Raw genomic sequence first — 25,030 nt, forward strand, 5'->3', positions numbered from 1 at the left:
CATCAGCACATTCTCCGACCAGTGGGAAACTCTGTCCGCATTGCGACGGTAGAGTGCCATCGTTCGTGGGTGTTTGAAACTTCTTTGAGTTGTCACGCTGGACTCATTCGATAGTTTCAATTGTGTCTTTAGGCCCGAGTGGCAAGCCGTGATTTCGACCGGACATCCTGTTCAGTTTCTAAAAAGACAACATAGCCAAAGAGATTGGCCTTATAGCTAACCATATGATCGCAACTGTGAATTGGCTGAGAAAGATAAAAAATAAGCCGATTGTGTCGTATAAATTGGTTAGAGAATAGATGGAAGACACAAGGGAGGCAGATACGAAAACAAGTAGCCGTGGGGGGCTGCAAAGCCTTCCACTTGATCGGAGTTATCGAACAGGGAAGAATGATCTCCTAGAAGAATTCTACGTCCCCTGTCTGCAGCAGACGAAGCGATATGACCGGGCTGCAGGCTATTTTGATAGCAAGTCATTAATGAACGCTGCTCGCGGTATATCCCAGCTGATCGTGAGCGGTGGGAAAATGCGGATGGTGGTAAGTCCGCGGCTTACCAAAGACGATATCCAAGCTCTTGAAAACGGGGTGATAACAGATGATGAGATCGTAGAGGAGTCCCTTCACCGTGGACTGACCGCTGACCAGTTTTCGGATTATCTGAGACATGATCGGTTCAGGTGCCTTGCGTGGATGGTGAAAGAAGGCTTACTTGAGATCCGCGTAGCATTTATACGACAAGATGAAATTGTAAATCCATTTGGTCATTATCATGAAAAGAAAGGAATCTTCACTGACACGCATGGAAATCAGGTTGCGTTCTCTGGATCAATCAACGAGACAGAGCTGGCGTGGACAGACAACTACGAGTCATTCGATGTCTTCTGCAGTTGGCGAGATGTAGACGACATTCGAGTCCAAGACAAGCAGCAGGAATTCGACAAACTCTGGGAAGATAAGGATCCGAATATCGTTATCAAGAAATTACCTGAAGCTATCAAGGAGGGACTGAAGAAACACAGTCCAGGGACTGTTGATGGGAAACCGGCTTTAGATATGTTCTATCGGGAAGATTCTAGTGCAGGGGGTAAAAGGGACAAAAACCGTGACCTTTGGGAGCACCAGACCGAAGCGATCAACTGGTGGATTGATAACAAATATAATGGAATTTTCGCGATGGCGACAGGGACTGGGAAAACATATACAGCACTTCGAGCAGCCCAGTTACAGGCAGATAGCCGGCTAACATTGATCGTAGTTCCTCAGTCACCCTTGCTTGGGCAATGGGCAGATGAGATACGGGCTGTATTCGGAGACGAAGCCAGTATCCTGCAGTGCCGGGGCGAGACGAACTGGCGAGAAAGGATTACCCAGATCGTTAACCCATACCGGATCGATAATGAGGAGCTGATCGACAATACACCGAAACACGTGATTCTCACAACGATCCAGACAGCCTCTGGTGACGCCTTTCAACGATACATGAAGTTTACCCCCCCAGAGCGGTTGCAGCTCATCGCTGACGAAGTACATAACTACGGGGCACCGACATACCAACGTCTGTTCAACATTGATGCTGGCCGCCGAATCGGCTTATCCGCCACGCCAGACCGACAATGGGATGAAAAAGGCACTCAAGTGATCCGAGACTACTTTGGCAACTACGAATTCGGATTTAAAACCCAAGATGCGATCGATAACGGATACCTGACTCGGTATGAGTACCATCCAATCATCTGTGAACTTGATCCAGAGGAGTACGAAGACTTCATAGACTATACGAAGCGAATCGGGAAAGTTAGCGGTCAACTAAACGATAAAGATGCTCCAACTCCAGATCTCGAAGAAGAACACGAAATATTGCTACGACAACGAGCGAAAATCAAGAAAAAAGCACGCTCAAAGCCAGACCGATTCAGGGATTTCCTTCAGAGCAGCCATCCGACACCTGTGATTATTTTCTGTGAGGACAACGAACAGGTGGATGCAGTAAAATACCACCTCAAAAGCGAGGAGAAAGCATTTGCTGTATACGTTTCTGAGATGGCGAATGAGGAACAGGAGAAAGCGTTTTACAAATTCGAAAAAGGATTTATTGATTACCTATTGGCAATTAATTGTCTGGATGAGGGAGTGGACGTACCTAACTGTCCGACCTGCGTTCTAATAGCAAGTTCGACAAATAAACGTCAATTCGTTCAGCGTCGCGGGCGAGTGCTACGAAAGACTGAAGCGAAAGATAAAGCAGCAATCTATGATATGATCACTCTCCCTGGATTGACAGCTGAGCAACGTGGAACAACTGCTCGGAAGGTTATTGAACAGGAGTTGAGAAGAGCAAAAGTATTAATTCGGTCTGCCGAGAACCATCATCAAGTCGAACAAAAGCTGCGTACCAACTTAGAGCCATACGGCTTTGGGCACCTGGCATACATCAATGAGTACTGAAACGACAGACTCCCACGACGATATTGATGAATTGATTGAGAAACAAGCGGAGAAACACGACGTCCCGAAAGGACTTCTTCATGATCTTTTTGCTGAGGAGGAGAAAGTGGTGAACATGGAAAATCGGCATGGGATTCGCGAAAGAGTGAAAGACATCATTGAAGACTATGCTGAAAATAGAGAGCAATAAGTATTTGATGTGAATATCTCTATCACTATACCTGTGATAGAAACTAAAAGGATAAATGCTTATTACACTTGATCAAGCAAGTGGCATCAAATGAAGATAGCCTCAGTTACATTCAATAACTATAAGCCCTATCATAGCGAGGTTGCTGTCGATCTCAAAACAGATGATGACAAGCCGCTAGTCCTCATCGAAGGCCAAAATGACAGAGGGAAGAGCGCGTTCTACTCTGGTCTAAAGTTTTGCCTCTACGGTTTTGAAGGAACAAGAACAGAAGTCAACGAGCAACAACGGCAGGCAATTAATCGAAAAGCTGCGGAGGATGGGTTAGACGAAACAAGTGTCGCTGTTGAATTCCTGCATGAGGATGATGTTTACGAGATCAAACGGGTGATCACTTTTGATCAGGTTGACGATCCGGATGAGCGAAGTCCGAACAACAGCTACGTTACCGTAGAAAAGAACGGTAATCAGGAGGTTGGTAAGAGTGATTTGCCACATGAATACAACGAAGTCATCAATCCAATTCTACCGGAGAAAGCTTCGAAATTCTTCTTTTTTGATGCTGAAGATGATCTGCAAAAGTATATGAAGCACACCGAGGAGGTCAAGCAAGCAATTGAAACTGTTCTCGGAATCGAGGAAATCCAAAATGCAATTGAAGACCTAAGGGAACGGCAAAAGCAGTATAATAAGAAATTCCTAACAGCTCAGTCAAATGTTGATGAGTATTCACAAATAAAGCAAGATCTGGAAGAGATCTTATTCCGCAAAGAACACTTAGAGAGTGAGAAGAAACGCCTCAAAAACGACCGTGATCAGGCAGAAAAGAGGTTAAGTGGGATTGAAGAAGATTTAGGAAATATCAAAGAGATTGCGGAAAAACAATCGAAGCTAGATGATACAGAAAATGAGATCAACAACAAAGAATCTGAGCTTGATACGAAGATTGATCGTCGTCAAGACCTCTTGCGGCTTGCAGGACCACTGATCACTGCTGTGGGCACATCTCACGTCGAACAATGCTATGATTTCGATTCAATCGATGGCGGCGAAGAAGTGATCAAGCATATTCTTGAATCTGGGACTTGCATCTGTGGAGATTCCTTAGACAAAGATGATAAAGAGAGTCTCAGAGACCAACTTGAAGAGTTGGCATCCGATGGACGTAAACGGACGATCAAAGCGAGAGATAAAGCGTCGAAGTTAGAGTTGGGTAGTGAACAGAAGAAAGAAGAGTTTACACTAGTTCAACGACGGATCTACGAATTAGAACGGGATTTGCGTACGCTCCGCAGTACACGAGATGATCTGGAACAAGAGATTGATGAGGCCACAGAGGACGATCACAAACAATTGAAAAAACAGAAAGAACAAACCAACGAACAGATTGAAGAATTGAAGAGTGAGATTGAAGATATTAATCAGAAGATTGGAAAGGTGGAGGGTGAGGAAGAGCAAAAGGAACGTCGGATCGACAGCTTAGGCGGGGCATCAGAAGATGAAAAATATTTCCGGAAACTTCGTGACCTGACCGCCAGATCCAAAGAAGCAATGCAGGATCTCAAGGAAGAGTTCGTAGAGAGTCGTCAGACGGCGGTGGAGAACCATACCTCAAAGACGTTTAGAGAACTCACGAATAAATCGGATGTCTACGATGGGATCAATATCACTTCGGAATATAAGCTGCAGGTGAAGACCGACACAGCAACACGAGATGTTCAAGAGCAGGCACCGAGCGCAGGCGCCACTCAGATTATTGCGTATTCGTTCATTGCCGGATTGAACAACTATACTGCTCGTAAGGCTCCGGTCGTGATTGATACCCCACTCAGTAGACTTGACAAAGAACATAAAGACAATCTGATCAAGTATTATCCTGAATTCAGTGAACAGGTGATTATCCTGTATCATCCACGGGAGCTAGAAAAGGAGGATATAGAGTACCTGTCGGAGTATGCATCCAAACATCTAGAAATCGAGCAGAAGGAAGACGAACCTGAAGCAGCACTAATCTCTCCTGGTCAAAGGCAGACAACTCTAATGTAGGAATAACAAATGGCACTCTCAAAATCAATCAAAAGCACTCGACTCGACCTGTACAAAGCCATCGTCGATAACAGCGATGACTATCCATTCCAGCACCGATACGAACTCTTTACGCTCGGTGCAGCGATCGGGTTCCTCCGGGAGGAGACCTATAAGAAAGAGAAAGGGAATAGTTACAGCCAGACGTTCATCAAGGTCGGAGATATTACGAGGGATGAGCATCAGTCAGCGATTGAGTTCATCTATTCGCTCGTTAAAGCCGAGTTAGTTCAGTCCGGAGAAGTCGATGAAGACATCGATGAAAAGAAACTTGAAACGAAGGCTTGGACACGGATGCTCGAGCACGCTGATGCCGGGACCGACTACGTCGACAAGCAAGTCGATATCCAAGGCAATTTCGATCTCATAGGGTTTGTAAAAGAACACGAAGAGAAATGGCCAGATCGAATCGAAGACGCTCTCGGGGGGCCACCCGGGGACGAACGAATACTTCATCCAGAATAATCTACGAGTTGTGGTAGCTATTGACTGTATGAGGAAATACCTGCTTGAATTTAAGTCCGCTTAGCAGCTTCTGCTATCGTCACGCTATCTTCTTTGAGATAGTTGATTGCCGCCATACAATCGGTGTTACGTCTTCTTGCCCTTGATCTCCGTAAGTACGTTACAGATATCTTATCAATATATTATTCATATATTTATATTGTAAGAACTACTGTTGAAGGTTATATATTAATTATTATCCCATATGATATCGAAGAGTTGAAATAGTAAGTATGTAATGCATATTTCTAGATGTTAGGCTCTAACAAAGGTTTGAAAGAGTTAGATCTTCCAGGAGTCATCGAAACCTCCGATGTAGACTTTGCTGACGAATTTTATAATCCCGCTCTGAACGTTGCTGTTGAGTATAAGAGAGGAGTCGGCTACTTCACCAGCAACTGGTTTAAGTTCGCCTCCAAGGGTCTGAAAGGACTAGCGGAGAACGAAGGCACCGCGAAGTGGATTATCAGTCCTATACTGGAGGAGGACGACTGGAAGACACTTCAGAAAGGAGAAGAAGCCAAACGGAGTCAAGAACTCTACGATCGGCTAAGCACCATGGTCCCTAACATCGAAGAAGGGCTCGAGAAGGAGACTAGGAACACTATCGCGTGGATGATTGCTGATGGCCTCCTCGATATTAAAATCGCCATTACCGGTGAGAACCTGTCCGGTGACTTCCACGACAAATGGGGAATTATACGGGATACCAACAACGATAAAATCGCCTTCCACGGGTCACAAAACGACAGCAGCAAAGGATTTTCAAACTACGAATCTTATACTGTCTTTATTTCTTGGGCCTCTGATCGAGAATTAAGAAAGCTAGAAAAGCACGAAAAAAGGTTCGATAGCATCTGGGATAACGCCAAACAAGGAATACACAGTATCTCACTGCCAGACAGTCTCGCCCTCAATATCGCAGAGCTACGGGAAGACGACCGACCGTATAACGAACCTTCAGAGTCAAAAAAGCTGACCAGTGCCTACCGGTGGAGGCACCAAGAGATTGCGATGAACAAATTTCTGGAGAATGGTCACGGTATTCTCAACATGGCAACAGGAACTGGGAAAACCCGAACTTCCCTTAAGATCCTGAACCGACTTCTCAGACAAGACGCCGTAGAGAACATTGTTGTCGCCACTCAAGGAAACGATCTCTTAGATCAATGGCACAATACCCTCACTAAGAACTTCAGTGCCGACGAAATGTGGATTTACCAAGAATATGGAGGAAATCATGACCTAGGGAAATTCCTGACTAAGAACAGAGACAAGCTGGAGACACTAATAATCTCCTACGACAATCTCCACGAAGCCATCAACGGAGACATTAACAACAAACTGCCACGAAGTCTTCTTATAGCTGATGAAGTCCACAATATGGGCAGCGACACAAGACAAGCAAACCTCACTGGAGGGCTGAATATTTTCAAACACCGTCTTGGACTAAGCGCCACACCCTTTGACCCCTACGACTCGGATCGAAATGACTTCCTCCGAGACGAAGTTGGCCCCGTAGTATACGAATTCTCTGCTGAAGACGCAATTAAGAGAGGTATCCTCTGTGAAACAGACTATACTCCACTGTTTTACGAACTCTCAGAGGAGGATAAAGAGGAACAGAAAGCAGCGTTCGGGACATTCAAAGGGATGAAAGAAAACAACCCGTGTACTCTCAAAAGCCAACTGTACATTATGCTGGCCAAGGTCCGGAAAACTTCGGAGGCGAAGCTTCCGGTCTTCAGAGAGCATCTCAAGAACAACCCTGACATCCTTAAGGACTGTCTCATCTTCGTTGAGACGAAGAAATACGGATACAAGGTCCAAAAAATCATCCACAACTACACCAAGAGCTACAGGACGTACTACGGAGAAGATCCTGAGGAAACCCTTAACGCCTTCTCAAATGGAGACATCTCAACCCTCGTGAGCAGCAAGGCAATCTCTGAAGGTATCGATATTAAGTCAGTGGAAAACATCATATTATTTACATCAAACCGCTCCAAAGGAACTACCATCCAGCGAATTGGCAGAGCACTCAGAACCAATCCTGATAACCCTGGGAAAACAGCTAATATAGTTGACTTTGTTGTCAGAAGTGATATCGAAGGAGAACCAGAAAACGATGAAGTCGATATCCCTCCAGACAAGATTCGGTACGACTGGCTAACAGATCTCAGTAAGGTGACCAAGAAGGAGAATTAATATGTCAAAACAAGATGTTGAAAAAATAATGAAAGAAGTAATGGAAGAACACGAACAGTCAGACGACGTCGAGAGGCGATTTTTAGCGTTCTACGAAAACACTGTCAACAACAATTTTGGTGGAAGTGACCTACAGAGACTTATCAATTCAATTGAGCTCGCAGAAGAAGAGAAACTCGATGAATCTTAGAATTACAGGTATACGGTACAAGAACATCCGGGAGTTCAAAGATCTGGAAATTAGTCTGATTAGAGACGACGGAGATACTCATCACATCTCACTGATCCAGATGCCGAATGGTACCGGGAAAACAACCACAATGGACCTGATACGGACGGTGCTCATAGGCAAGAATCTGGATGAGAGTGAGGAAAGCAAGCTCACAGTCAATAATCTTGAACCAGAAGGGTACGATGCGATAGAAGGCTGGTTTGAAGCGGACTTCAAATCCAACGGGAACCAATTCACTTTCCGCCTCGAACTCGACTACGAAACCTATGATCACCGGTACCGGACAATTCGCCCCAGCGAGGTTGGCGGTGGGAACATGCTAGGCCACTCCCCGCCGAATAAGTTGCGTACAGTGATTAATGAGTCCTTCACTAACTTGTTTGTCTTCAACGGCGAACTCACGCAGGACTTCCTTCAGACTGGGAAGGCCGAGGCGGAGAATGCCCTGAAGATCGTCAACCACCTCAACCGGCTGGAAGATAAGAAGAATAAGATCGAGCAAGAAGTAGAGGAAAAACAGAGCGAGGGAAGCGTCGATACCGAACCTGGTTACCGGAATATTAAGGGACGGCGGGACACCGCTCAAGAAAAGATTGAAGAGCTTAAGCGGAGAGAAAAAACGCTTAAATCCGAGATAGAAGAGCACGAACAGACTATCCAGTCACTGAGCACTAAACGTAGTGAATTACTGGCCGAGAACCAAGAGCAACTAGAGAAGGATAACCGGCTGGAACGTGAAATCACCGAGCTACGCTCTAAGATAAAGAACTCGACAGATGAAGTCCTGAAACGGATGCGGGAGCCCGGCCAACTCCATGAAAACTTCCACGACGACATGGGGAAACTCGTGAAGAACATGAATATCATGGAGCTGCCGAAGCCGACTTCCCAGGAGTTTTTCACGGAACTGTCTAAACGCCCGAAATGTATTTGTGGACGGAAAATCGACGAAGATCACGCAGAAGCCATACTGAACAATGCAGACCACTATCTCTCCGAAGAGGATATCGGCGTCCTCAACCTTCTCAAAGAAGATCTGAGAGGAATTCCTAACTTCGAGAATTGCGAAAGCAAGTTCAACGAATTAGAAGCCAAGCGAAAAAAGCTGGAGCAGAAGAAACAGGAAAAAGCAAGAGTCGACCTTGACGACCCAGACATGAACAAATGCCTCCAAGAGATTACTAAAGAAAAGCAAAAGGAGAAACGGCAGAAAAACCAGAAAAAGCAAGAACGGCGTGAATTGACGAGTACTGATAAAAACGAGCGGGAAGAACTAGGCTTGGATTGGAAGAACAACATCCATCTCTGCCGACAAGAGGTGGATAAGCGAACTCAAAAAGTCCGAGAGGCCAGCAACACCGTCAACTTCGGGAAAAGAGCCAATCTCCTCGAAGACATCTTCGAAGACTTCATCGACAGATACTTGGCTACCCTGAAACAGAGCCAGATCGATAAGACCAACAAGCGACTTCAGAGAATCCTCGGACTGTCACAGGTTCAAATTGAAGATATCGATAACTCGATCAAGATCAAAGGGAAGGGGGACGTCTCCGAGGGGCAGAGACTATCAATTGCCTACGCCTACCTCTCTACGCTATTCGAAGACTCTGCAATCGACGTCCCATTCATCATCGACAGCCCAGCAGTCAGCATCGATTACGAAAAACGGGCAGAAGTCGCCCCGATCATCTCGAATCTGTTCGATCAATTGGTGATCTTTGTGATCTCTCCAGAGCGTGGACGATTCGTTGACGGACTGGACTCCGGCGACATCAAATACTGTACCGTCCATAAAACCGAAAAATCGGGACAGGTCGAGAAAAGCCTGAACAAGGACTACTTCATGGACTTCCAATCCGAAGTGGACGAAGAAGAAATGCAAGAGGCAACCTGAATAATGTCTTTTAGATTGAGCAAGGAATCAAGAAGTTACTATAATAACATTAACAAAGCCAGTACAACCAACAAGTTTGAGAGTGACTGGGACAAGTACTACCTCTCTGCAATGGCAGGGATCAAAGCCCGCAACCGTGTCCCAGATGACGAGGAGCCTCCAGCTGAGCAGCAGTTTGTCGACTATGTTATCCAGAACTACGATGACCAGAAATACGAGATTTACGGCTCGCTAATTGTAGCCGAGATCGAGCGAGAAGGGATCCCCTGGGGACAGAAAGAAGAGATTAGGCAGCTGATGTTGAACCTGCTGGACTCCAGCAGTAACACTCGGCTCTCAGAAGAAGGAATCCAAGTTCTCAACTGCTATGCCGAGAAAGGATTCCGACTAGTCAGAAGCGAAATTACTCCACAATCCCAACTGGATGAATTTCTCGAACTTTACTACAACTTCCTCAATGACCTATAGAACTGAAGTCACAGATCGATTCCCGGGCTCAGGGTTGTACAATTATCTTCTATAAACTATTATAAAATATTTGTTGTGATGTTCAAAGACCAAATTAAAGAAGATATGGTTGGTGTTACCGACGACTGTTAGAACGTCAGCTTTTGAAGCCGGTTAACCGACTGAATTACCTGGTCAGTCGCATATTCAATCTGTTCTTGAGTGTTGTCTTTACCGAGCCCGAATCGGATGGCTGAATGCCAGATATCCTCTTCATCTGAGATTGCCTGGAGAACATGAGATGCCTCTACCTTCCCCGTTGCGCAGGCAGAACCAGCGGAAACCGCGATGTCAGGTTGCAGATTCTGGACCAACGCTTTGTTCTCTACGCCAGTGAAGGAGATATTGAGATTGTTCGGAATTCGTTTTTCTGGATGGCCATTCAGGACAACATCGTCGAGTTCAGTATTGATTCGCTCCCACATCGCTGTGGTGAGCTCGGTAACATGTTGACTACGCTCTTGCATTTGCTCGTCAGCCAGCTGGACAGCCTTCCCAAATCCGACGATCGATGGAACGTTAAGCGTTCCAGAGCGCCACCCTCGTTCGTGGCCTCCCCCATGAATCAATGGCTGGAGTTTGACCTTCGGGTTTCGTCTACGGACGTAGAGTGCCCCGACCCCTTTCGGGCCGTAGATTTTGTGAGCAGATAGTGACATTAGATCGACCCCCATTGCTTGGACGTTGATCGGGACATATCCCATCGCCTGGACTGCATCAGTATGGAAGAAGACCTGATTGTTCTTGGCAATCTCCCCAATGTCTTCTATCGGTGCAATAGTCCCGATCTCATTGTTAGCGGCCATTATCGAGGTCAGGATGGTGTCTTCCCGAATCGCTTCTTTAACATCTTGTGGGTCGACACAACCGTGTGCATCAACGGTGAGATAGGTGATGTCGAATCCGTCTTTCTCGAGGGATTTACAAACCTCTAGGATCGCTTCGTGTTCGGTGACGCTGGTAATGATGTGGCTACCTTTGTCCTGTTTCTTGGCGTATTCAGCTACACCACGGACAGCGAGGTTATCCGACTCTGTGGCCCCACTGGTGAAGATGACCTCTTCGCTCCGGCAGTTGATGACATCCGCAATACGTTCCCGGGCCTGTTCGACGCCCCTCTTGGCGTTGGATCCAAAGATGTGATCATCACTAGCCGGGTTTCCGAACTGTTCTGTGAAATACGGCTGCATCTCCTCGACAACCGCTTCGTCGACAGGAGTTGTAGCGTGGTGGTCAAGATATATTGGAGATTTGGGGTTAGGACTCATTCGTGGCCAGATCACCTTGTTCTGATTTGAGCCGTTCGGGCATCAGGGTATAGTAATCGTTGATATTCTTGATATTTCCAAAGATTCGGACGACACCCCGGTTCAGGTGTGCCACTAATTCATCGTAGAGATCCTCATCGGGGTCTTTTCCCTCCTGAATAAGCCGTTCTTTGACAAGTGCGAGATAGAGAGCTTCGTGCTCTCCGAACAGGGTGTAGCGATTGATGGTGAGTCCCTCTGTATCGTACTCTCTTTGGCTTGGAGGCCGAGGCTCGTTTAACGAATAACAGAGACCAATCCGACAGGTGAAATTGTGGGTCATTCCTGTCCGGCCTTTCAGCATTTGTAATCGATGCGTTGCGTCGCTTCCCAATGTGATACGGTTGAATTCGTTACTCATGATGTGATCTCTCCGTAAGAGAGCTGTTCTGTGTCGTCATCCCAGAAGTACCCCTCGGTTGGAACCGTGACTCCTTCTGCTTCATCATATTCGAGGTGGTAAGCTTTCGCCACATCGCGACTCAAGACTTTGTACTGTTGGTCGTCGATTTCGGTATCAGTAGAGAAAATCAAAACTTGGTGTGACGCCTCTGGGAAGAACTGTTTAATCAGGTTATTCCGATGATTCTGGTCTAATCGTCCAAGCGGCGTATCAATGATGAACGGAAGCGGTCGACCAGAAATCTCAGCAAGTGCCCAAAGTAGAGACGTGGCGAAAATTTGTCGTTCACCCGCCGACAATTCTGTATGTGGTTTCTGGCTGCTATGTTTCGTGATAAGAGAGATGTCCAGTGTGTCCTCGTCAATCTGGATTTTCTCGTAGAAGTCACTCTTGTTGGAAAGAGTGAGGTAGCGATCACTTAGCACCTTTTCTAGCTTCCCGAGCTTCTCCTTTGTGAGTTCATCTCGGTAGTCCTTAATTGCTTTTCGAACGTCGGAAGCGAGGTTGGCGCGTTCAGAGACATCTTCGAGCCGGGACTTTTCATCGAGCTTGCTCTGAATACGGCTATTTACTGTTTCGAGCTTGTTCTGAAGTGTGTTGATTTCGCTTTCTAGGCCTTCAATCTCATTTTTGAGTGAACCTTTCTCCTCTGTTAGATCGTTCAATTTGTCGATCATCGGTGAGATAACCGATTGGTCGGGAACCTTACTAAGACTACCTTCTACTTCTTGCAGCTCCCGGACATCAGCCTCTGTCTTGTGGTTGATCTCGGCGAACTGCTCAGGAATGTCGTTCATCGCTCGGTCAACAACCGAGTAGATGTCTTGACGTTGCGCCCGGGAGAACTGATGGGCTAACTGCGTATCGTCGCCATCGTGTTCAAGTTGGCCCTCGAGTTTGGAGTAGATACGGGAGGTAAGTTCGTTGACGTCGCCTTCGCTGACACCAAGGTCTTCCCAGACATCGTCTTCATCTAGCACATCATCGAGTTCTTTGGTGAGCTCTTCCTTTGCAGTCTGCTGATTCTGCTGCTCGGTTTCTTCTTGGAGACGTTCAACAACGTTTTCACAGAGGTCTGGTGCCAATGTGAATGGGAAAATTCCAGTGACTATTTCCTCAATCTGCTCTTCATGGGAAGCGATACTGGCCTTAAGTTCGGCTCGGCGTTCCTTCAGGTCATCACGGCGGGTAGCGTAGGAGCCGCCTTCGGATGCGATTTGAGCCTCAATCTTGTTGATCTCGTCTTGGATTGCGCCGAGTTCTTCTCTCTTCTCGAATTTTTCTGCACCTAACCGTTCAATTGCTTCTTCTAACGCTTCCTTCTCCCCACGGTATTCTTCGAGTTCGTCATTGATACCTTCAACACCGGAGCTATCGAGCTTCTGTGAAACGTAGATAGAAAGATCAGTATCTAACCGGTCGACGAGGTCTAGGCCTAGAAGAGAGTACATCGAGTCTGTGAAGCTGTCATCAGACTCGACAGCACTGGCGAGTTCCTGTATTTTTTCGCCGTCAAAGAAAAACAGCTGAGCGACACCAGGCGGAACCAATTGCTGGAGGAAATCCTGCCACTGATCTTTGTCAAGTTCAGTCGGAATCTTTCCGTTCCGACGCATCTCCACGTTTTCAACGATGCTCTTTCCTCTGTCACGCCAAGTTCGTTCCACGGAATAATGGTCCTTCTCACCCATGTGGGCATATTCGAATTCAAGCCGGACTGATGCTGTTTCTGCCTTACGGTCTGGGTAGTCATGCAGACGGCTTCGAATGGTCTGATGATACTCTCTCATCGCCACACGACGGCCAAGAGCACTGCGTCCGTGGAGACAAAATCGGATGGCTTCGAATAGGGTAGTTTTCCCTGCTCCGTTTTGCCCACCAAACAGGATGATAGGTGAGTCATCTGTAGTGGTGAGATCCAGTTCGTTCAGCCCACGATACGGGCCGAAATCCTCGATAACAAGCTTATTGAATTTCATATATGAGGTATTATCCTTCAATGCCTGGGTATTTCCAGGTCTCGACGCGGTCTTCTCCTTCGATCTCAGCGATAATTTCGTCCGTTGGTCTCCAATCCTCTTTCAGCACCCTATCTAATTCGTTATAGATCGAGGCCCGTCGCTTCATTCCGTAGTGTTGAAATTCGGTGTCGAGAAGGCGCTGAACGAGTTCTCTCGGGACATCATGATCCTCACAGATCTCTCCGAGGAGTTCGGCTTCATCCGCCCCGAAGGTTCCGAGATCGTCGTGAACCCACTCCATTGTATCCTCGTCCATAACCCTTCGATAAATCTTGGGCACGGAGTCTTCCCAGTCGGACTGTTCCTCTCTCCAGAGTCGTCGGATTTCACGGAGTTCTTCCTTACGAATTAGCACCATCTCCTCTTCGTCCTCTGGTAGTTCATCGTTCACCTCCTTCTGGGTCTGCAGCAGTTTCTCCAACAGGTCCTTGCGGAATTCGAATTTATAGGCACGGGGAATGATACCGTCGCTACCGTTGGTTTTCTCCCTGACCCGTCCATGCTGTCGGCCTTTTACCTCTCGGTACTGCGGTTTTTTCTCGGGATCCTGCGTCATCTTGAGAAAGTCTCGGAACTCAAGGAGAGATTCCATCCAATCTTCTCCCTCGTCGATCATGTTCTGCATCGCTTTGTCCTCCGAGACGACAGTACAGGTCCAGCAACCGAACCGGCTATTGCCGCAGGACGGGGTTTTGGTGTCGATCACCATGGGACACTCGTCGTCAGCTTCTTGGTAGAGGGCAGCAAGGTCACGGTTGTTCTTACCCCACGGACAATCAACCTGTAGCAGATAGGACCAGACATCATCGACAATCCAGTCTTCGATCGGGGTATAGACGAAGGCGTTAGCGAATTTGGAATGGCGTGAAAGTACGCTGCCATCAATAGCATGGAGATCCATTACCTGTTTCCGGGTTGAAGATTCGGCTTTCCGTGCACCGAGGATAACAACAACCTCACCGTGCTCTGATACTTTTTCCTTAATGAAGTTATCCGCTGGGTCAATCTTCATCCGTTCCGTACACCAACGGAAATTCTGGTTGGGCGCCGGGTATCCACGTCCAATCAGGTTCACCCAAAATGTATCATCGATTTGTGGTGTGACTTTATGAGCTTCAAACGGTAAATCATCCTTGGCCGCAAATTCATTTACATTCTCAAGAGTACTGACGATATGGTTGACTATTTTTGGTGTTTCTACCAAGGTATCGCTAGAAATGACATAGACTGGCTTATCTTGCTGTTCCTCAGGCAGGTCAGAGATCGCGTACCAGATAAGTTGGAGAGCGGTAGTCGAGTCTTTGCCACCACTATAACCGATTACCCAGGGACGTCTATCCGCAAGATAGACCTCCCTTATTTCATCATGTATATCGCTTAGATCACGCCGGTCAAATACAGAGTCACCTTTTTCCTGTCCTGTATTCGGCACATCTTGAATTTCCCTAAAAGTACTCATCGTTGTCTTATGCTATTTCCCTGTGGAAAGCTCTTAAAACCACACGACTTTGCCTAACTAGCTTGTTCAGTAATTCTCCCATCTTAGAGCTTCTACGCTGTGATTTCGAAGATGCTAATTTATTTGATCTTCCACTAATGTGGCCACGCACACCCTATATCCTCAGATAAGTATTTATAATAATTCGCGTCAAAATTTATTAGTCAATTCCAATTACTCGGGGGAGATCCATATAGTATATCGACATATTTTTCTATTATCGCAGTAATTTGGAACTATCATAGGCGTTTGGCAATGAATACGCTTTGAAATTTGATTTTGTAAGGAAGTTGATTATCCTATTCTAGTCTAATTTCTTCTATTTCTATCGTGCCCGAGCCACCCTGCCAGAAGTTCAATCGGAGCGATAGCGACGAACCAGTACGATCGACGCCGGCCGCCTCCAGATCGATCGCCACATCAGTGAAACTCGTGGTGATCGAATCGTCGGTAACGGTCGACAACAGTGTTCGCACCCCGCCCATATCGAAGAGAACCTCGCTCTCTTCGCCCCCGTTCGCACCGCGAAGCCGCAGTACGAGCGTGGCGTACTCGCTGATATCTTGATTGAGCTGGGTCTGGAACCAGCCGCCGTTGTCGTACTCCAGGAGTAGCGCGCCATCGCTCACCGATCCACTGCCGTTTTCGAACGACCCAGCACCACACCACTCACCGAGATCGTTCCGATTGGCCGACCAGCCTGGATCGCCGTCGAAATCGTCGATAACCAGCACGTCACCCGGTGGGTCAGTACTGCCGGCGTCAGTCGTTGCCGTCGTAGTAGTCGCAGCCGACTCGTTGCCGGCACCATCGACGGCCGACACACCAATCGAATAGGTGGTCTCGGGCGTGAGTCCCGACAGCGTTGTTTGTGTCGTGCCGGCCGGAACCGTCTGTGTGGTCGTACCATCGACGGTGACGACGTACTGATCAAGCCCACTGCCACCCGTATCGGTGGCGGCCTCCCAGGAGAGCGTCACCGTCTCGGCGGTTGTTTCGGGCACCGAGAGACCGCTTGGGGTGGCCGGTGGCGTCGTGTCTTCGCCAGTTCCATCACCCGAGACCGTCACGGTGACCGCAGCCGGCGTCCCAGCGTCGGTTGCAGAAACGGTGGCGGTTGTGCTGTCGGTGTCAGTACTGACAGTGATCTCGTGGTCACCCAGATAGACGGCAGTCGAATACGTCCCATCCGAATCGGTGAGTCCGCCCTCGCTGGTCCACCACTCGCCGAAAACCAGTTCGTTCCACACGTCGTACGCGGGTTTGGGTGACCAGTCCTGATAGAACAACGGCGCTTCGTTCTCCCAGTGGCGACCATCCCAAAAGCCCCACATGATGAACGCATCGACACCGGGATGGCTGAACGCGCCACGAAGATAGTTTTCGAGAACGGTCGCCCGCTCTTCGTCGTCAGTCCAGTCGTCACCGTTGTACATGTCGAATTCAGTGATCTTCACGCGCGCGCCGTGGTCTGCCCACTGGTTGATCTCGGCCGCGACCTGGCTGGCCGAAATCCTTGCGTCGGGATTCGAATTCGTATCGTTTTCGCCGGTACGCGCTGCCACATGGGCCTGCAGTCCGATCGTATCGAGATCCACACTCGACTGGAGATGGTCAATCTGGGTTTCGTACCGGCCGTCCACGTAGTCGTAGGCGAACTGATTGAAGTCGTTGACGCCAATCCCAACGTCGAGATCGTTCGACTCGATCACAGCCTCGGCCGTGGTATACCAGTCAGTGAGCAACTGAGAGCTCCATGGGATGACTTCGCCGGTCCAGGGCTCTTCAGTGTCGATCTGGTCGCCGTACACACCGCGCTGGAGCTGGTATGCGTGCATCGCCTCATTGACGACCTCCCACTCGGTGATGTCCTCGCCGTAGTGGGTGATGATCTCCTCGATGTGTGCCATCGACCGGTCTCGAATCGTCTGGGCATCGCCGTTGTCGATTGCCGTCTGCACGTCGTCCGGAATCGCGCTGACGCCATCGCTACCCCAGATGCAGACGTGACCACGTACATCAAGTCCTGCTCCCAGCAGCCAGTCTGTGGCATCATCGGCCAGCTGCCCTTCGGTCTCGAAAAAGCGCCACTTGTGCCGGTTTTCGAGCACTGCAGTGTTGAACAGCTCTGGAATGTACGTCCGATAGTTGTCCCCTACACTGGACTCATTGAGCAGTGTGTTCGCGTTGACTGCAGTGCCAAAGTCGAAATCGTGTTCCAACATCGTGACTTCGACCTGGGCGTCGGGAACGACCGTGCCGTCTTCTCGTTCGACGGTGACCTCAAGCGTTCCCGTTCGATGTTCGTCGATCCGTTCGGCCACCGTTTTCGACGTATCCGCCGTTTCGCCGGCAGCCGATCCGGTGAGCCCGGCAGAGAGCGCCAGCGCACCCACAGCCCTGAGAAACGCCCGTCGATCGAAACCGACGCCCGTGTCTGTCGCGGTCGATTCGTCTGTTTTTGGTGGTTGAGTATCGCCTGTCATTGCTCTTCGAGTCTGATCGTCGTTATTTCGAGTGTACTCGTGCCCCCTTGCCAGAAGTTCAAGCGAAGCGAAGATGACGAGCGATCGACGCCCGCGCCAACGAGATCGATGGCGATAGCGGATTCGGTCGTCGTGATCGAATCGTCGGTGACATTTGCGAGCAACGTGCGGACACCGCCCATATCGAAGAGAATGTCGCCCTCTTCGCCGCCGTTCGCACCACTGACCTGCATGACGAGCGTGGAGTAGTCGCTGATATCCTGATTGATCTGGGTCTGGAACCAGCCGCCGTTGTCGTACGCAAGCGTGAGCACGCCGCCGGATTCAGTGCCCCCACCGTTGACGAACGACCCGGCACCACACCATTCTCCGAGATCGTTCCGATTGCTCGACCAACCCGGATCGCCGTCGAAATTGTCGATCACCAGTGTCGACGCTGGTGGATCAGTGTCGTCGGCCACCGTCGTTACGGTGGTCGTCGCTGGACTCGACGAATTGCCTGCGCCATCGACGGCGACAACACCGAGCTGGTAGGTCGTCTCTGGTGTCAGTCCAGAGACAGTACTTGATGTGGTACCGGCGGGAACGGTGTGATCGTTCGATCCATCGACAGTCACTACATACTGTGCGACACCGGTTTCTGCGTCCGTGGCTGGAGTCCAGTCGATCGCAACGGTCGTTTCCCCAGGCGTCGTCGTCAGTCCCGATGGCTCGGTTGGAGGTGTGGTATCGGCTGTTGAATCGCCGAGTTTGGCGTAGACAACATCGAAGTAGTCGCTCGAGGTGTACGAGCTCGCCGAACACGAATCACCCCAGTAGGGATCTGCCATGTTCATCGGCTCGTCGGAGCCATCCCCGTTCCATGCCCAGCCAATCACTGGCCAGCCGAGCGATTTCGCGTGATCGACCACTGCTTCCCAGTCCGTCCCACTCGAACTCGCCGCCCAGTTCCCGAATTCGCCGATCAGACACGGATAGCCCGTCGCATCGAGCACGTCGAGATGAGAAGGCGAAAGCGCCTCGTTGACGTGCTGATTCCACCCGCTTGGGTAGACGTGCACCGAGCAGATGAGGTTCGAATCATCGATCATCGTCGTTGCCTCAACCAACCGGTGTGTCTCCTGTCCCCAGCCTGGCGCGTCACAGACGATCGGACCATCGTACCCCGTTCCCGAGCGAATCGTTTCGAGTGCCTCGTTGTAGGCACTCGCGTACTGATCGGCCGTAACGGTGTGATCACCCCACTCGTTCATCAGATTGATCGTGATCGAGGCGTCCTGCGTGAGATAGTCGTAGTGGTCCACCCACCACTCGGCAGCCGACTGGAGTGAGCCAGCGTCAGATGCGCCGTTGTCCGGATAGTGGTGGTAGCTGGCGATTACGTCGTAGCCGTTCGTCGTGGCCTCATCGATCCACCGCTTTGCGTCATCGCGGGTTGTGATTACTTCGTCGAACGAAAACGGCTCGATCTCGATGCGAACCGTCTGTATGTCGGGATACTGGTTCATCAGTCCCCATCCCAACTGCTGGTCGCCGCTGCAGAAATACGACGGCTGGAGATTCACTCCATCACCGAACGATGCGCCAGTGGCGCTCGTCGAGCCGATTCCACTGAGCCCAAGGACCATTCCTCCGGCCATTCCCTTCAGAACCGACCGCCGTGACGTGCTCGCCCGTGCGGAGAGACACGACGCTTTCGTCGATTTACTCTGATTTTCGGTTGTCGCCTCTGTACTCAGTGTCGTATCGCCGTTGTTTGGGTTTGTTCGGTGCATTATGAGAGATGGATCGATTGGATAGTGAGTGTGCTGTTTCCACCCTGCCAGAAACTCAGTCGGAGGGAGCTGGACGGGTCCGTCCTGTCAACGCCGGCTTCGGTGAGATCGATCGTGAGATCAGAGACTGTCGTTCCGATCGAATCGTCAGTGACATTTGCGAGCAACGTCCGGACACCACCCATATCGAAGCTGATATCGTTCTCTTCCCCGCCGTTCGCACCGCGGACGCGGATGACGAGCGTGGCGTACTCGCTGATATCGCGGTTGAGCTGCGTCTGGAACCAGCCACCGTTATCGTACGCAAGGGTGAGTGCACCATCTGATTCGATACCACTGCCGTTTGCGAACGAACCTGCCCCACACCACTCACCGAGATCGTTCCGATTGCTCGACCAGCCCGGATCGCCGTCGTAGTTGTCCACCACGAGCGCGTCCGGTGGAGGCTCCGTTCCATCCCCATCATCACCGGGCGTTGTTGTCGTGATACGTGCCGGAGTAGACGCGTTATCAGCCTGATCGACTGCGATAACGCCCACTTCGTAAGTGGTGTCAGGGGCAAGATCAGTCACTGTTGCCATCGTAGTACCTGAAGGAACCGCAACCACAGACGACCCATCGACCGACACCACGTAGTGTGAAAGACCCGCATCTCCACGGTCGGTCACACTCTCCCAGGAGAGCTCAATGCTCTGATCGGTGGCCTGCGTGACGGTAAGATTCGGTGGTGTTGGCGGCGACTGCGAGTCGTCGATCGGTGACTCTGGAATGCTGTCATTGCGTCGATCGGCGAGCCATGATTTGACGTAGCCACCCATCTGAGAGGAGTCTGTCTTCAGTGTCCATGGTTCGTTTGCACCGGCGTCCGGGGAGTCGAAGAACGTCGGGGCCCACGAATCGTCGAAACACCACGATATCCAGCCCATATTCTGATAGCTCTCGGCCCACTGACGGAACGGTTCGCCCCAGTCCTCGGTAGTTCCCTGATCGACGCTTCCACCGGCCGGATCCCACCCGAATTCGGTGATCACGACCGGAACGTCGAGTGCTGGAGTGCCGTAGTACTGGTCGAACGACGATGGTGCGCCGTTTGCCGGATAAATATGGCCGGCATACAGCAAATTCTCACCGGAAAACGGGAACTCCGGAGCCATATGGGTGACTGATGTCCAGCGTGGCGAGCCGATAATTATCGGTGTACTCGGAGCGAACGTTCTGATCAGATCCACCCACGGTTGGGCCGCGTCTCGCCATGTCTGCCAGGCCCCAGCGTCGTCACCGTACATCGCTGGCTGTGTAGGCTCATTGAACAGTTCGAACAGCACGTGTTCGTCATCGGCAAACTCGGGGGCGACCGCCGACCAGAACGTCGTCATCACGTCGTCGATTGGAAGCAAGTTTTCATCATTTTCCTCGTTGTACGTCTCCGTTGCGGGCTGTGTGTACGGTCTGATGAGATGAAAATCTATCAACGCATACACATCGCGTGCTGTAAGCTCATTCACTGCCGGACGGATGATCTCCTCGATCAGCGTTGTAATCCCGAAGTGGGCGACGCTGTCCTGCGTTATCGGAAGCCGAACGACGTTTGGATACCAGCCGTTACTCTCATCGGTCGCCCACTGGAGCACCTCCTGGAATGATTTTGGATGGAACCGTCGATAAAATCCCGGATCGGCGGTCGCCATCCCCCGGAGCTGTACGGTGTTGCCGTTTGGATCTCTGAGCCACCGGCCATCGGTGTGCAGTCGTGGCGTTGGTACCCCAGCACTGGCTCGACCAGTTACGAGAGAACCAGCTACCATTCCGATGGCACAAAGCGTATGCCGTCGGCTCACTCGCGGTTCCGAGTGTGTTTCCGGTACCGGGTTGGCGATGCAGTTGGTGGTATCTTCCTGTTGTGTCATGATTATCACTGCAGCTGTAGCGCTATGATTTCAATCGTGCTGTGACCGCCTTGCCAGAAGTTCAAGCGAAGCGAAAGTGAAGACGAGGAGCGATCGACGCCCACCGCATCCAGATCGATGCGCACATCCGTGACGGACGTCCCGATCGAATCGTCGGTGACATTTGCGAGCAACGTGCGGACACCGCCCATATCGAAGAGAATGTCGCCCTCTTCGCCCCCGTTCGCACCGCTGACCCGCATAACGAGCGTGGCGTACTCGCTGATATCCTGGTTGATCTGCGTCTGGAACCAGCCGCCGTTGTCGTACGCAAGCGTGAGCGCGCCACCAGATTCAGTGCCCCCACCATTGACGAACGAACCTGCACCACACCACTCACCGAGATCATTCGAGTTCGTCGACCAACCAGGATCGCCGTCGAAGTCGTCGATCACCAGTACATCGCCCGGTTGATCAGTGTCGGTCTGGGTTTCCGTTGGCGTGTCCGTCTCTGTCGGCGTGTCAGTTGCAGTCGCCGTTGGAGTGGGCGTCGGCTCACCGTCGCTCCCAGAGCTATACGTCGATCCGTTGATCGTGACATCGAACGTTTCGTAGGTCATCTCACCGATGGCGTTCTGCCAGTACTCGCTGCCGAGTTCGATCCCTGAAACGTAGAGATCCTCACGAACGCCATCGGCCGTCAGATAGTCGACGATCTCGGTCATATCGATCTTGCCGCCGTCGTGGCCCCCCTGGATGCGGAAAATGTAGAAATAGGCGTCCGTTCCACCGGAGTCGTAGGTCGTCCACAGATCAACCGTGTTTCCAAACTGGTCGGTCCAGGCCGCTTCGTCCTGAACGGGGCCGTGGTTGTGACCGCCACCCCAGTCGAGCAACAACATCACCTCATACTGGTGGGTTTCGGGCTGCTGGCTCGGTGGCTGTTCGAGGAGCCACCACTCTTCGGCCCAGTCCCACTCGCCGTTGCTCATCGAATAGCTGGCCGCAACGTCGATGATCAGCTCATCAATATCCCGGCGCTGGATTGGAAACTCCGGTATTCCAGTGTCTGACCCCCAGGGTCTTGTTCCGGCAAACACCTCCGGATAGTTGATCCCACCGCCGGTGTTTCTCGCGTCGAACTCGTAGCCGTAACTGCCGTCGTCGTTGCGCCAGATGCACTGATCTGCCCCGGAATTGCCCCACTCGTTGCCGATCAACGAAAAGCCATCGCTGACGGAAATCGATCCCTCGCCGTTGCAGATTGCTTCAACTTTCTGTCCCATGGCTGTCGATCCGTATCCGACCAGGAGACTTCCTGCCCCCAATGCGGCCCCCGTTTTCAGAAACGTGCGACGTGACGGCCGCGATACGCGTGTCGGTGGCTTCTCCTCGGTCGTTCGGTCGGTGTCGTGTATATCGTCCTGTGGCATCGTAAATCCACTCGTTATTCGTGTCTGTGTTCCTCAATTCTGAGTGTGCTCGCAACGCTCGGTCGGACTGTGTTGTGTGGTCGGTCGTTTCTCGGGTGTGTCATTGGTGTCGTGTGATCATTTGCTTCAAAATCAACAGCAAGAGAAAAGAAAGTGTCTAGGGCGCGATCAGGCGAGGAAGATCTCCTCGATTTCGAGCGTGCTCGAGTGGCCCTGCCAGAAGTTCAGGCGCAGCGAAATCGACGACGACGAGGTGTCAACGCCAGCAGCATCCAGATCGACGCCAACATTCGAGAAGCTCGTGGTGATCGAATCGCCGGTGACATTCGAGAGGGGAGCTCTGACGCCCGGCATGTCGAAGACGAACTCGCTCTCTTCGCCGCCGGTATCGCCACGCATCCGCATGACGATCATCGAATAGTTGCTGATATCCTGGTTGATCTGGGTCTGGAACCAGCCGCCATTGTCGTACTCAAGCGTGAGCGCGCCACCGGATTCAGTGCCCCCACCGTTGACGAACGAGCCTGCCCCACACCATTCTCCGAGATCGTTCGAATTCGTCGACCAGCCCGGATTACCGTCGAAATCGTCAATTATCAGCGCATCGCCCGGCGGCTCCGTTGGTGTCGGCGAGGGGCTGGTTGTGGTCGTCGAGGTCGTCGTGGTCGTGGTGTCGGTGGTGGTCGTCGTCGAAGTCGCTGTTGGTGTCGGCGTCCCATTACCACCACCGGGCAGATCGTCGGACTGGTGGGTCGCCAGGAACTCACGCCACCACTGCCCGGGACGGGCCTCGTAGTCCCAGATCTCCCAGGTGCCGTCCTGGCTCGAATCGTGCTGGAAAAAGGCCGGCTCCCAGGTGTGATCGAAGTTCCAGCAGATCGGGTGAACGGGGTTATTCTCGATGAACGTCGCGAACTCGTCGGCATACTCGGAGGCCGTCCCCTCAAGGAACGAGAAGTTGTCCTTGCCGCCGCCTTCCGCCCAACCGAACTCGCTGAAGAAGATCGGAACGTCCTGGGCCGGTTCGCCAAAGTACGTCGAGAGCGGCCGCATCGAATCGTGAGTGTACACGTGACCGGTGTAACAGATGTTGTCACCCGAGAATTCGTTTTCCGGTGCCCAGTAGGTGTACTGACTCCATCGTGGCGACCCGATCGTGACGAGGTTCTGTGGAGCGTTCTCCTGTACGATATCGATCCACGGCTGAGCCCGGTCAACCCACATGTCCCAGTAGTCCTTGCAAACTGGATCAGTCACATCAGTGTCGTCGCCACCCTCATCATTACCAGAATGCGGGAGTGTATCCGGGGCACCCCAGTCACCGGCGTAGGGACCGGTCGGTTCGTTGTACACATCATAGATGACATGTGATCGGTTGGCGTACCGAGGCGCGACGAATTCCCAGTACATCCGGAGCTCATCGTCAAGTGCAGCGGCGTACTCTTCGGTGTAGCCATCGAGCTGTGACGCCTGCTCTTCTGAATTCCATAGCACACCCCGCTCACCACAGAAGCCGATGTCATTCGGGAAGCTCTCATTCCCACATTGATACTCCCCAAGGTCCTCCTCGTGCTGTGGCTGATGGAAGATCGGGAAGTGGCGGTGGTAGTCGATCATCACGTAGAGTCCCTGCTCTTCGGCAGCGTCAATGAGGGGATCCATGTACGTGCTGAAGAACGTCTCGAGATCCGCCTGGCTGAACTGTCCCGGAAGCAATGGCCCCCAATCGTCGCCGTGTGCCATCTGGAGGCTGTTGTTCACACCGCTGATGTCCTGTGGCTGAGTTGGGATTCGGATGATGCGACTGTACCAGTCTTCGTCGGTGTTCGTCGCCTTCTCGAACACCGCCATCGCGTCTTTGCTGCGCCAGCTTCTGGCCAGCCGCGCGGGATCCGCAATGTTCACCCCCCGAAGAATCACCGGGTTGTCGCTGGGATCTTTGATTAGATTGCCATCCCGATGGAGCCACGGCGTGGGAATGCCAACAGCCGACACCGAGCTGACCAGTGCATCGGCGAATCCAAGCGTGAGTGCCCCAGCCCCGGCCGCCTTCAGGACGCTCCGTCGGGTGAATCTGCCCGTTTGTGCCGTCGATTCAGTCGTTTGTGCAGTCTCTCCTGTCTCCGTTGTGTCGTCCGTGTGTTGTGTCATTGT

General features: G+C 51.1%; 17 protein-coding genes. 8 read left to right on the plus strand and 9 right to left on the minus strand.

Annotated features, from left to right (window positions below; all coding sequences use genetic code 11):
* The first annotated feature begins 299 nt into the window (after positions 1-299).
* The 8 genes from JXQ78_RS16450 (at position 300) to JXQ78_RS16485 (ending at position 10,028) form a co-directional block, all read left to right on the plus strand.
* Positions 300-2,447 (plus strand): DEAD/DEAH box helicase family protein, encoded by a 2,148-nt coding sequence (locus JXQ78_RS16450; RefSeq protein WP_330632922.1) that lies wholly within the window; start codon positions 300-302, stop codon positions 2,445-2,447.
* Positions 2,437-2,637 (plus strand): DNA modification system-associated small protein, encoded by a 201-nt coding sequence (locus JXQ78_RS16455; RefSeq protein WP_330632923.1) that lies wholly within the window; start codon positions 2,437-2,439, stop codon positions 2,635-2,637. The genes JXQ78_RS16450 and JXQ78_RS16455 overlap by 11 nt, the downstream gene beginning before the upstream one ends.
* A gap of 90 nt (positions 2,638-2,727) precedes the next feature.
* Entirely contained in the window at positions 2,728-4,683 is a 1,956-nt protein-coding gene (locus tag JXQ78_RS16460) for an AAA family ATPase (RefSeq protein ID WP_330632924.1), read from the plus strand.
* Between the two features lie 9 nt (positions 4,684-4,692).
* Positions 4,693-5,187 carry a hypothetical protein gene (locus JXQ78_RS16465; protein ID WP_330632925.1) on the plus strand — a complete coding sequence of 165 codons (495 nt, stop codon included), beginning with the start codon at positions 4,693-4,695 and terminating at the stop codon, positions 5,185-5,187.
* 312 nt (positions 5,188-5,499) lie between these two features.
* Complete coding sequence (locus tag JXQ78_RS16470; protein ID WP_330632926.1) at positions 5,500-7,434, plus strand: DEAD/DEAH box helicase family protein; 1,935 nt, start codon at positions 5,500-5,502, stop codon at positions 7,432-7,434.
* Position 7,435: 1 nt separating this feature from the next.
* Positions 7,436-7,624 carry a CxC ATPase DNA modification system associated small protein gene (locus JXQ78_RS16475; protein WP_330632927.1) on the plus strand — a complete coding sequence of 63 codons (189 nt, stop codon included), beginning with the start codon at positions 7,436-7,438 and terminating at the stop codon, positions 7,622-7,624.
* The gene (locus JXQ78_RS16480) at positions 7,614-9,560 is read left to right on the plus strand and encodes an AAA family ATPase (RefSeq protein WP_330632928.1); all 1,947 of its coding nucleotides are present in this window, start codon (positions 7,614-7,616) and stop codon (positions 9,558-9,560) included. Before JXQ78_RS16475 ends, JXQ78_RS16480 begins: the two co-directional genes overlap by 11 nt.
* A gap of 3 nt (positions 9,561-9,563) precedes the next feature.
* A complete protein-coding gene (locus JXQ78_RS16485) occupies positions 9,564-10,028 on the plus strand; it encodes a hypothetical protein (protein ID WP_330632929.1) in 465 nt (154 codons plus the stop codon).
* A 128-nt stretch (positions 10,029-10,156) separates the two neighbouring features.
* On the opposite strand, the gene JXQ78_RS16490 is transcribed toward JXQ78_RS16485, so the two are convergent.
* From JXQ78_RS16490 to JXQ78_RS16530, 9 genes are all read right to left on the minus strand, one after another.
* Positions 10,157-11,335: a cysteine desulfurase family protein gene (locus tag JXQ78_RS16490; RefSeq protein ID WP_330632930.1), complete on the minus strand. Its 1,179-nt coding sequence runs from the start codon at positions 11,333-11,335 to the stop codon at positions 10,157-10,159.
* On the minus strand, positions 11,325-11,735 hold the full coding sequence (gene dndE / locus JXQ78_RS16495; RefSeq protein ID WP_330632931.1) for a DNA sulfur modification protein DndE: 411 nt from the start codon (positions 11,733-11,735) through the stop codon (positions 11,325-11,327). The genes JXQ78_RS16490 and dndE overlap by 11 nt, the downstream gene beginning before the upstream one ends.
* Positions 11,732-13,756 (minus strand): DNA sulfur modification protein DndD, encoded by a 2,025-nt coding sequence (gene dndD, locus JXQ78_RS16500; protein WP_330632932.1) that lies wholly within the window; start codon positions 13,754-13,756, stop codon positions 11,732-11,734. Before dndD ends, dndE begins: the two co-directional genes overlap by 4 nt.
* A 10-nt stretch (positions 13,757-13,766) precedes the next feature.
* On the minus strand, positions 13,767-15,257 hold the full coding sequence (dndC, locus tag JXQ78_RS16505; RefSeq protein ID WP_330632933.1) for a DNA phosphorothioation system sulfurtransferase DndC: 1,491 nt from the start codon (positions 15,255-15,257) through the stop codon (positions 13,767-13,769).
* A 338-nt stretch (positions 15,258-15,595) separates the two neighbouring features.
* Entirely contained in the window at positions 15,596-17,782 is a 2,187-nt protein-coding gene (locus tag JXQ78_RS16510; RefSeq protein WP_330632934.1) for an endo-1,4-beta-xylanase, read from the minus strand.
* Positions 17,779-19,557: a fibronectin type III domain-containing protein gene (locus JXQ78_RS16515; protein WP_330632935.1), complete on the minus strand. Its 1,779-nt coding sequence runs from the start codon at positions 19,555-19,557 to the stop codon at positions 17,779-17,781. Before JXQ78_RS16515 ends, JXQ78_RS16510 begins: the two co-directional genes overlap by 4 nt.
* Positions 19,557-21,464, minus strand: a complete 1,908-nt coding sequence (locus JXQ78_RS16520; protein ID WP_330632936.1) for a cellulase family glycosylhydrolase — start codon at positions 21,462-21,464, stop codon at positions 19,557-19,559. Before JXQ78_RS16520 ends, JXQ78_RS16515 begins: the two co-directional genes overlap by 1 nt.
* Positions 21,465-21,469: 5 nt before the next feature.
* Complete coding sequence (locus tag JXQ78_RS16525; protein ID WP_330632937.1) at positions 21,470-22,876, minus strand: twin-arginine translocation signal domain-containing protein; 1,407 nt, start codon at positions 22,874-22,876, stop codon at positions 21,470-21,472.
* Between the two features lie 168 nt (positions 22,877-23,044).
* A complete protein-coding gene (locus tag JXQ78_RS16530; RefSeq protein ID WP_330632938.1) occupies positions 23,045-25,027 on the minus strand; it encodes a cellulase family glycosylhydrolase in 1,983 nt (660 codons plus the stop codon).
* Positions 25,028-25,030: the final 3 nt, after the last annotated feature.

Source organism: Halocatena halophila (assembly GCA_027563145.1).
Taxonomy (GTDB): Archaea; Halobacteriota; Halobacteria; order Halobacteriales; family Haloarculaceae; genus Halocatena; species Halocatena halophila.

Bases quoted from the DNA above. Each gene is read 5' to 3' on its own strand.
- JXQ78_RS16520 (WP_330632936.1), bottom strand. From the start codon at position 21,464: ATGACACAACAGGAAGATACCACCAACTGCATCGCCAACCCGGTACCG.
- JXQ78_RS16515 (WP_330632935.1), bottom strand. From the start codon at position 19,557: ATGCACCGAACAAACCCAAACAACGGCGATACGACACTGAGTACAGAG.
- JXQ78_RS16465 (WP_330632925.1), top strand. From the start codon at position 4,693: ATGGCACTCTCAAAATCAATCAAAAGCACTCGACTCGACCTGTACAAA.
- JXQ78_RS16485 (WP_330632929.1), top strand. From the start codon at position 9,564: ATGTCTTTTAGATTGAGCAAGGAATCAAGAAGTTACTATAATAACATT.
- JXQ78_RS16475 (WP_330632927.1), top strand. From the start codon at position 7,436: ATGTCAAAACAAGATGTTGAAAAAATAATGAAAGAAGTAATGGAAGAA.
- JXQ78_RS16450 (WP_330632922.1), top strand. From the start codon at position 300: ATGGAAGACACAAGGGAGGCAGATACGAAAACAAGTAGCCGTGGGGGG.
- JXQ78_RS16480 (WP_330632928.1), top strand. From the start codon at position 7,614: ATGAATCTTAGAATTACAGGTATACGGTACAAGAACATCCGGGAGTTC.
- dndC (WP_330632933.1), bottom strand. From the start codon at position 15,257: ATGAGTACTTTTAGGGAAATTCAAGATGTGCCGAATACAGGACAGGAA.
- JXQ78_RS16460 (WP_330632924.1), top strand. From the start codon at position 2,728: ATGAAGATAGCCTCAGTTACATTCAATAACTATAAGCCCTATCATAGC.
- JXQ78_RS16455 (WP_330632923.1), top strand. From the start codon at position 2,437: ATGAGTACTGAAACGACAGACTCCCACGACGATATTGATGAATTGATT.
- JXQ78_RS16490 (WP_330632930.1), bottom strand. From the start codon at position 11,335: ATGAGTCCTAACCCCAAATCTCCAATATATCTTGACCACCACGCTACA.
- dndD (WP_330632932.1), bottom strand. From the start codon at position 13,756: ATGAAATTCAATAAGCTTGTTATCGAGGATTTCGGCCCGTATCGTGGG.
- JXQ78_RS16525 (WP_330632937.1), bottom strand. From the start codon at position 22,876: ATGCCACAGGACGATATACACGACACCGACCGAACGACCGAGGAGAAG.
- dndE (WP_330632931.1), bottom strand. From the start codon at position 11,735: ATGAGTAACGAATTCAACCGTATCACATTGGGAAGCGACGCAACGCAT.
- JXQ78_RS16530 (WP_330632938.1), bottom strand. From the start codon at position 25,027: ATGACACAACACACGGACGACACAACGGAGACAGGAGAGACTGCACAA.
- JXQ78_RS16510 (WP_330632934.1), bottom strand. From the start codon at position 17,782: ATGACAGGCGATACTCAACCACCAAAAACAGACGAATCGACCGCGACA.